This is a genomic window from Petrotoga halophila DSM 16923 (genome assembly GCF_002924615.1).
The window spans coordinates 1-1,968 of sequence record NZ_JALY01000357.1 but is presented as its reverse complement, the minus strand read 5'-3'; the positions used below and the strand labels follow the sequence as shown (position 1 = coordinate 1,968).

General features: G+C 31.4%; 1 protein-coding gene. It reads right to left on the bottom strand.

All coding sequences use genetic code 11. The annotated features are described in order from the left end of the window. A partial coding sequence (locus AA81_RS13995; protein WP_103899378.1) for a glycoside hydrolase family 2 protein occupies nucleotides 1-1,615 on the bottom strand: 1,615 nt, incomplete at its 3' end. Between the last annotated feature and the right edge of the window lie 353 nt (nucleotides 1,616-1,968).

Genomic DNA, 1,968 nt, shown 5'->3' with positions numbered 1-1,968 from the left:
ATTTTATTGCTTGAGTTAATTGAGAAAATTTTTTTAAAAATTCTTCCTCAGAAGAAACTTTGTTACCATATCCCCATCCTTCATCCTTTAAAAAAGCTGTTCCCCCATATTCGGTAATAAGAACAGGTTGATCAGAATAGTTATATCCTTCGGAAAAAATGAATTTTCCAGCTGGGCATCCTTTAACAACTTCATTTTTATCTGAATATACTTTTAAAAATTCTGTACTCTCTTGACGATAATCATGAATTGTACACAGATCTGTTTCGGTATGTTCCCAACCGTCATTAGACACAACTAAGCGAGTCTGATCTAAAGATTTTATTAGATTTACAACACTTTTCGTAAATTTCTGTTGCTTTTTATCTGTTAAAATGTTTGGTACTCCCCAAGATTCATTAAAGGGTGTCCATACAACTATTGAAGGATGGTTATAATCCCTGTCTATAATTTCTTGCCATTCTCTTAAATATTGATTGCATGATTCCGAATTAAATTGATAAAAAGAGGCCATTTCTCCCCAAACTAATAATCCTAATTTATCACACCAATAGAGATACAGGGGGTCTTCAACTTTTTGATGTTTCCTTACACCATTATATCCAAAATTTTTAGTCAATTTTATGTCATTTATTATAGCTTCCTCACTCGGAGGAGTTAATAAAGACTCAGGAAAATATCCTTGATCTAAAACTAATTTTTGATAAAATGGTCGATTGTTCAATAAGAATTTACCGCCCTTGGTTGAAACTTTTCTCATACCAAAGTAACTCATCACTAAGTCTTTCATTTCTCCCTTATTGTCGATTAATTTAAAAAATATCTCATATAAATTAGGTTCTTCTGGACTCCACAATTTCATACCCCATTCAAAATCCTTCGAAAGCACGTTTAATTCTATCTGTATTATACGATCTTGACAGAAAATACTGCTTTCCAATATCTTTGAGTCTTCAAATTTAATATCGATATTTAATGTATTACCTATAGCCTCAGGAGATAAAATAGCTTCTATTAAAACCGTTGCTTTATTGATATTTGGTGTCAGTCTAATTTTTTCTATATGATCATTATTAACAGGTTCTAACCAAACAGTTTGCCAGATTCCAGTAGTGTTAGTATACCAACAAGCAAAAGGTTTACCTGTCCAGCTTTGCTTCCCTCTGGCCTGTGATGGATCATAAGTTCTATCTTCTACCTTAACTACGATTTCCTCTTCATCATCCCATTTTAACTCATTTGTAATGTCAAAACTAAATGGAGTATTCCCACCTATATGATTGCCTACAAACTGCCCATTAATCCATACCTTAGCAATATAATCGACAGCTCCAAAGTTTAACTTTATTTTTTTATTTTTCCACTCTTTTGGTAAAGAAAAAATTCTTTTATACCAAACATAATCATGATGATTTTTATCATCTATCCCACTTAATTTACTTTCATAACAAAAAGGAACTTCTATTTTTTTTGTAAAATAATGATTTTGAAACCATTGTTCACTCTCACCTTTATTTTGATCATCATATTCAAATTCCCAAGTTCCATTTAAACACAACCATTGATCCCTTTTAAAATTGGGGCGAGGATATTCACATCTTGCAATTCCATCCATATTTTTTCTCCTTCCTTTAAAAGAAATTTTTTATTTTAAATATCTAAAAATAGTGTTATAAATAAATCAGAAATTATTCAGGAAAAGGTTGAGGTGTTCTAGTAGGACCTTTTACAATTAAGGCACCATTTTTCTCAAAATATATTCTATCAATATTTAGTACTCTAATTCCACCTGGTGATTGAGGAAAAGCATGAGTATGATAAACTATAAACAATTCAAAATCACTAGGAGATGTAGTAACAGAACAATGCCCTGGACCCTAAACACCTATTGACACATCTTTTATTATAACTGGATTATCTTTACTTTTCTCCCATGGACCAAAAGGACTTTTTGAAACTGCATAACCC